This is a genomic window from Oscillochloris sp. ZM17-4, assembly GCF_019599295.1.
In the GTDB taxonomy this organism is placed as follows: Bacteria; Chloroflexota; Chloroflexia; order Chloroflexales; family Chloroflexaceae; genus Oscillochloris.
The window spans coordinates 1-6,697 of the sequence record NZ_JAIEWN010000100.1 but is presented as its reverse complement, the minus strand read 5'-3'; the positions used below and the strand labels follow the sequence as shown (position 1 = coordinate 6,697).

Sequence of the window (6,697 nt, the reverse complement as noted above, 5' to 3'; positions counted from 1 at the left end):
CAGCGATGTTGCAACCGCCCTGTTCGCCATAGTACGCGCGGTGATCTGGCTCCCCTGCTTGTGGTATCATGGGTGTACCGCCCAGCCCTAATACCAATATGCGTGCGATGGCGCACCACGCCGTGAGCAGACGGTGTTCAGTGTGGAACCTGATGATTGTGCGTGAGGAATACGCCTGTGAGTGTGCGACGTGTTATCCAACGCCTGCTCTTCCTTGTCCTCGTGATCTGGTCTGCCTCGACGATTACCTTCTTCATCCCGCGCATCTCGCCCAAGAACCCCATCCGCGAGCGCTTCGCTACGCTGGCGCGCACCGGCGGCTTCTCGCCCGGCGACCTTGAGGCGATCATCGCCTCGTACAACGAGAAGTTTGGGCTCGATAAGCCCCTGATGCAGCAGTACTTCGACTATATCGGCGGCATCGCGCGCCTGGATCTGGGCGTATCGCTCAACCTCTACCCGAAGACGGTCTGGGATCTGATCCTTGAGTCGCTGCCATGGACGATCGGCCTCCTGCTGGTCACGACGGCGATCTCGTTTGTGCTCGGCAACCTGCTCGGCGCGGCGGCGGCATGGCCGCGGGCCCCCGGCTGGCTGCGGGCGATCGCTACGCCGTTTGTGCTGCTCCAGGGTGTGCCCCCGGTGCTGCTCGGGATCTTCCTGCTCTTCTTCATCGGCTTTAAGCTGAAGCTGCTGCCCCTCGGCAGCGCCTACTCGACCGGCGTCGTCCCCGACTGGTCGCTCAGCTTTATGCTCGATGTGCTCTCGCACCAGATCCTGCCGGCGCTCTCGCTGATCCTCGGCTCGGTCGGCGGCTGGGTGCTCTCGATGCGCGGCATGGGTGTGACCATCCAGGGCGAGGACTATGTGAACTTCGCTGAGCACAAGGGGCTTGAGGGCACCACGATCTTCCGCGACTACTACCTGCGCAACGCGATGCTGCCCCAGGTGACCGGCCTGGCGCTCGCCTTCGGCCTGGTGATCACGAACGGTATTGTCGTCGAGACGCTCTATGGCCTGCCCGGACTCGGCCAGGTGCTGATCGCCGCCATCCAGTCGAATGACTTCCTGGTGATCTATGGGATCGTGCTCTTCATCACCATCGCCGTCGCCTCGCTGATGGTGATCGTCGAGTTCATGTACCCGCTGCTTGACCCGCGGATCAGGGAATAAGAGAACAGGGACAATTCCTCACCATCACCTTGGAGAAACCAATGGCAACAACGACCGCAATGGCGCAGCCTGTTGAGCGCCTCCAGCCAAGCAGGCTTGTCCTGATCGGGCGCTACCTGCGCCGGAATAAGAGCATGATCTTTGGCCTGGCGATCCTGCTCTTCCTGGTCGGGTTCACGGTGATCGGCCTGCTCACCATCGACCCGAAGCACGCCTACCCGCTGGCCGTGAAGTCGAAGCAGCCGCCGAGCTGGCAGTACCCACTCGGCACCGACTTTTTTGGCCGCGATATGCTGGCGGCGATGGTGACGGGGATGTGGCAGACCGCCCTGATCGGCCTGCTCGCCGGTGGCATGGGCACCATGATCGGCGTCTTCCTCGGCTTTATCTCGGCCTACTTCGGCGGCTGGATCGACGCGCTCGTCAAGGGCGTCTGCCAGATCCTGACGCCCATCCCGGCCTTCCTGATCCAGGTGGTGATCGCCGGCTCGGTCGATAAGCGCTCGGTGACGATCTACACGATGGCCTTTGTGGTGGTGCTGCTGGCCTGGATGGGGCCGACCCTGGTGATCCGCTCCCAGGTGCTGACCATGAAGGAGCGGCAGTTTGTCTCGGTGGCTAAGCTCTCTGGGGTGAACGATATCGAGATCATCTTCAAGGAGATCTTCCCCAACCTGCTGCCCTTCATCGCCGCCGCCTTCGTCACCCAGGTCTTCGTGGCCGTCTTCGCGGCCTTCTACCTCTCGGTGCTCGGCCTCGGCCCGCTGCGCGAGCCGCTGATGGGCAACCTGATCTGGGCCGCCCAGGGCCAGTCGGCCTTCTTCAACGGCTGGTGGTGGTGGCCGATGTGGCCCTCCCTGGGGATGGTGCTGATCCTCAGCTCGTTGGCCCTGATCAACATGGGCCTCGATGAGCTGGCCAACCCGCGCGTGCGTCGCACGGAGTAGGCCATGCGCGCCGGACGATGGACCGCCGAGCCGGATGAAGAATCAGCCCAAGAAGCGAGACCTAGCATGACCCCTGTTCTTCAGGTCAAGAACCTCCATGTGACCTACTACACCGACTCCGGGCGGGCCCGCGCCCTCGACGATGCCAGCCTGACCCTTCAGGCCGGCGAGAAGATCGGCCTGGTGGGCGAGTCCGGCTCGGGCAAGAGCACCATGGCCCTGGCCATGATGCGCATGATCAAGCCGCCCGGCCGGGTCGAGTCGGGCCAGGTGATCGTCGGCGACACCGACCTGATGTCGCTGGACGAGGAGGGCATGCGCAACGCCCGCCTCAGCAAGATCGCCTACATCCCCCAGGGCGCGATGAACTCACTCAACCCGGTCACCCGCATCGGGTCCCAGATGGACGACGCGATCAAGGCGCATAACCCCAAGGCCAGCAAGAGCGAGATCCAGGAGCGGGCCATGCTGGCCCTCGAGTCGGTCGACCTGAAGCGCTCGGTCTACCGCATGTACGCCCACGAGCTCTCGGGCGGCATGAAGCAGCGCGTCTGCATCGCGATCAGCATCCTGCTCAAGCCGCAGCTGATCATCGCCGACGAGCCGACCAGCGCCCTCGATGTGGTGACGCAGCGCCAGGTGATGGAGACGATCGACCATATCCAGAGCCAGATCGGCTGCGCGGTGATCCTGATCGGCCACGACATGGGCCTGATGGCCCAGTTTGTCGATAAGGTGGCGGTGATGTACGCCGGGCGCCTGGTCGAGGTGAGCACGGTGCGCGAGATGTTCACCGACCCGAAGCACCCCTACTCCCAGGCTCTGATCAGCAGCCTGCCCAGCCTGGAGAACAAGGGGGTCTTCCAGGGCATCCCCGGCCTAGCGCCCTCGCTGCTGCGCCTGCCCTCGGGCTGCGCCTTCCATCCGCGCTGCCCCCAGGCGATGGACCGCTGCAAGACGGATCGCCCCGAGCCGCAGGATCTCTCCGGCGGCCGGCAGATCGCCTGTCACCTCTACTCGTGAGGGGACAGGGGACAGGGTACAGGGGACAGCGGACAGGGTGCAGGCGGAGCCTATAGTCCTTTCCCCTTCCCTGTCCCCTGTCCGCTGTCCCCTGTACCCTAAAAGGCAACATCTATGGCAGAGCTGCTTGAGTTCCAGAATGTCACAAAGATCTACTCGCGCGGGCTGATCAGCAAGCAGTCGACCACCGCGCTGAATAATGTCTCGCTGAAGCTGGACGAGGACGAGCCGACCATCCTGACGGTGGCCGGCGAGAGCGGCAGCGGCAAGACGACGCTGGCCATGCTGCTGCTCGGATTCATCGAGCCGTCGGCGGGCACGATCTTCTACAAGGGCAAGGATATCACCAAGCTGCGCGGCGAGGAGCGGATGACCTTCCGCCGCGAGGTGCAGGCGGTGTTCCAGGACCCCTTCGCGGTGTTCAACCCCTTCTACACGGTGGACCACCTGCTGACGGTGCCGATCGAGAAGTTTCGGCTGGCCAAGACCAAGGCCGAGGCCAAAGACCGCATGGAGGAGGCGCTGACGGCGGTGGGCCTGCGCCCCGAGGATATCCTCGGCCGCTTCCCGCACCAGCTCTCCGGCGGCCAGCGCCAGCGCATCAATGTGGCCCGGGCCCTGCTGCTCAAGCCCAAGCTGCTGGTGGCCGATGAGCCGGTCTCGATGGTGGACGCCTCGCTGCGGGCGACGATCCTGGAGACGCTGCGCAACCTGCAGAAGAACTATGGGGTCTCGATCATCTACATCACCCACGACCTGACCACGGCCTACCATATCGCCAAGTCGATCATGGTGCTCTACCGGGGCAACCTGATGGAGGCCGGCGATGTGGACACGGTGATCAAGACGCCGCAGCACCCCTACACCCGCCTGCTGATCGACTCCATCCCCTGGCCCGACCTCAGCCGGCGCTGGGGCGAGTCGGCGGCGCTGGTCAAGGAGTCGGAGATCTCGGACCACGGCGACGGCTGCCGATTCTACGCGCGCTGCCCCCACGCCATGGAGAAGTGCAAGGCTCCGCCGCCGCTCTTCCGCATGGAGCCGCACCAGGCCGCGTCGTGCTACCTCCACGACCGCTTCCCCGAGATCTCGCCGGACCACGTGTATGAGCTGCTGCCCGTTTAGGCAATGGTGAATGCTGAATGCTGAATGTTGAATGGCACACATTCAACATTCAGCATTCAGCATTCAATATTGAATTGTATGAAGGTCGCAAACATTTCCCACGAGGGCTTCGCCGCCATCCAGGTGGACACCGGCCCGCTCGCGCTGACGGTCATCCCCGAGCTGGGGGGGAAGATCAGCAGCCTGCGCGACACGCGCAGCGGCCGCGAGTGGCTCTGGCGGCACCCGCGCATGGCCTACCGGCGCGTGCCCCACGGGTCCTCGTATGTGGCCGCCGCCGACACCGGCGGCTGGGACGAGTGCTTCCCGAGCGTCTCGGCCTGCGCCTACCCGGCGCTGCCCTGGGCCGGCGTCCCCGTCCAGGATCATGGCGAGCTCTGGTCGCAGACGGCCGCCACGCAGATCGATGTGGGCGACGAGTCCGTCAGCCTCCACACGCGCTGGCACGGGGTCATGCTGCCCTACCAGTTCGAGCGCACGATCCGGCTGGATGCTGGCTCGGCTCGGCTCAGCATCGCGTACCGGCTGAGCAGCGCGGCCGACGAGCCGCTGGCCTGGATCTGGTCGGCCCACCCGCTGATCGCGATCGAGCCGGGCATGGAGCTGTCGCTGCCGCCCGGGGCCCGCTTCCACTCCGGGCGGCGCAGCGGCCTGCCCTTCCCCCGGAGCATCCCGTCCGCGGGGGGCGACGTGGACCTGTCCCGCCTGCCCGCGCGCGACGCCGGCGCGTCGATCAAGCTCTGGAGCGCCCCCCTCACCGATGAGGGCTGGGCCAGCCTGCGGGCACCCGATGGCGCGCTCCACATGCGCTGGGACGTGGCCGAGATCCCGCAGGTGGCGGTCTGGCTGAACCTCGGCGCCCACGCCTTCGACGGCGGCGAGCCGTACTACAACATGGGCCTGGAGCCCTGCATCGGCGCGCAGGACTCTCTGGCCGACGCGGTACACGCCTACCACCTGTTTGAGCAGCTGCTCCCCGGCGGCGCGCGCGCCTGGCGGCTTGAGGTGGAGCTGACTCCATAGCCGATAGCCGATAGCCGATAGCCGATACGTGTTTCGGCTATCGGCTATCGGCTATCGGCTATGATGCCCGGCTATCGGCTATGATGCCCGGCTATCGGAGTGTGCATGAAGATCACCGATGTCACGACCTACATCGTGGGCAACCCCTGGAAGAACTGGGTCTTCACCCGCGTGGACACCGACGAGGGCATCCACGGCATCGGCGAGGCCACGCTGAACGGCTTTGCCAAGACGGTCGATGCGGCGATCAATGAGCTGAAGGGCCTGGTGATCGGCCAGGACCCCTTCGACGTGGAGAGCCACAGCCTGCGCCTGTTTCGCGACGTCTACTCGGACGGCGGGCAGATCCAGGGGGCGGCCCTCGCGGGGATCGAGTTCGCCTGCTGGGACATCATGGGCAAGGCGACGGGCCAGCCGGTGTACCGGCTGCTCGGCGGGCGCTGCCACGAGCGACTGCGGGCCTACGCCAACGGCTGGTACCGCGGCCCGCGCGAGCCCGAGAGCTTTCACGAGAAGGCCAAGGGCGTGGTGGCCCGCGGCTACACCGCCCTGAAGTTCGACCCCTTCGGCGCGGCGTGGCGCGCGGTGGACCGGCCCGACTTCGGGCTGGCGATCGCGATCATCGCCGCCGTGCGCGACGCGGTCGGCCCCGATGTCGATATCCTGATCGAGGGCCACAACCGCTTCAGCGTCCACACGGCGCTCCAGCTCGCCGAGGCCATGGCCCCCTACCGCCCGACGTGGTTCGAGGCCCCGGTGCCGCCCCAGCGGATCGGCCAGATGGCCGAGGTGGCGCGGCGCAGCCCGGTGCCGGTGGCCTGCGGCGAGGACTACTACAGCGCCCAGCAGTTCAGCGAGCTGCTCTCGCACGACGCCGTGCATATCATCCAGCTGGAGCCGCAGTACCTGGGGATGACCGTCTCCAAGCAGGTCTGCGGGATGGCTATGGCGGCCAACGGGGTGACGGCGCCGCACAGCGCGCAGGGGCCGCTGTGCTCGCTGGCCTGCGCCCACCTGAACACGGCCACGCCGAACTTCTTCATCCACGAGATCTTCGACGACTTCAACGACGCGTGGAGCCAGGGCGTCCTGACCAACCCGGTGCGGGTGGTCGATGGCTACGTGGAGCTGGGCGAGGGCCGGGTGGGCTGGGGCAGCGACCTGAACTACGAGGAGATCGCGCGCCACCCCTACAGCCCCAACAACCTGCTGCCGCTGTTCCGCGACGGCTGGGAGCGGCGCGAGGGGATTCGCTAGGGGCGCAGCGCGCTGCGCCCCTAGCGCGCCGGGTGATCACCCAGCCACAGATCGTCCTGCGCGAGTCGTGCGCGCCGGCACCTCTGGTGTGATGTGCGATGTCTTACACCCGCCTTTTGTTGGGGTTGGGCGGCGAAGCCGCCCAACCC

At 66.1% G+C, this 6,697-nt stretch carries 6 protein-coding genes; all 6 read left to right on the top strand.

Annotation, left to right across the window (positions count from 1 at the left end; genetic code table 11):
- Nucleotides 1–177 precede the first annotated feature (177 nt).
- The 6 genes from K2Z83_RS27515 (at nucleotide 178) to K2Z83_RS27490 (ending at nucleotide 6,548) form a co-directional block, all read left to right on the top strand.
- Nucleotides 178–1,173 (top strand): ABC transporter permease, encoded by a 996-nt coding sequence (locus K2Z83_RS27515; RefSeq protein ID WP_220598371.1) that lies wholly within the window; start codon nucleotides 178–180, stop codon nucleotides 1,171–1,173.
- Between the two features lie 41 nt (nucleotides 1,174–1,214).
- On the top strand, nucleotides 1,215–2,120 hold the full coding sequence (locus tag K2Z83_RS27510; RefSeq protein ID WP_220598370.1) for an ABC transporter permease: 906 nt from the start codon (nucleotides 1,215–1,217) through the stop codon (nucleotides 2,118–2,120).
- Nucleotides 2,121–2,186: 66 nt separating this feature from the next.
- Complete coding sequence (locus tag K2Z83_RS27505) at nucleotides 2,187–3,143, top strand: ABC transporter ATP-binding protein (RefSeq protein WP_220598369.1); 957 nt, start codon at nucleotides 2,187–2,189, stop codon at nucleotides 3,141–3,143.
- Between the two features lie 114 nt (nucleotides 3,144–3,257).
- On the top strand, nucleotides 3,258–4,268 hold the full coding sequence (locus K2Z83_RS27500; protein ID WP_220598368.1) for an ABC transporter ATP-binding protein: 1,011 nt from the start codon (nucleotides 3,258–3,260) through the stop codon (nucleotides 4,266–4,268).
- Nucleotides 4,269–4,292: 24 nt separating this feature from the next.
- The gene (locus tag K2Z83_RS27495) at nucleotides 4,293–5,291 is read left to right on the top strand and encodes a DUF5107 domain-containing protein (RefSeq protein WP_220598367.1); all 999 of its coding nucleotides are present in this window, start codon (nucleotides 4,293–4,295) and stop codon (nucleotides 5,289–5,291) included.
- A gap of 105 nt (nucleotides 5,292–5,396) precedes the next feature.
- Nucleotides 5,397–6,548, top strand: coding sequence for a mandelate racemase/muconate lactonizing enzyme family protein (locus K2Z83_RS27490; protein WP_220598366.1), 1,152 nt, complete (start codon nucleotides 5,397–5,399; stop codon nucleotides 6,546–6,548).
- Nucleotides 6,549–6,697 lie beyond the last annotated feature (149 nt).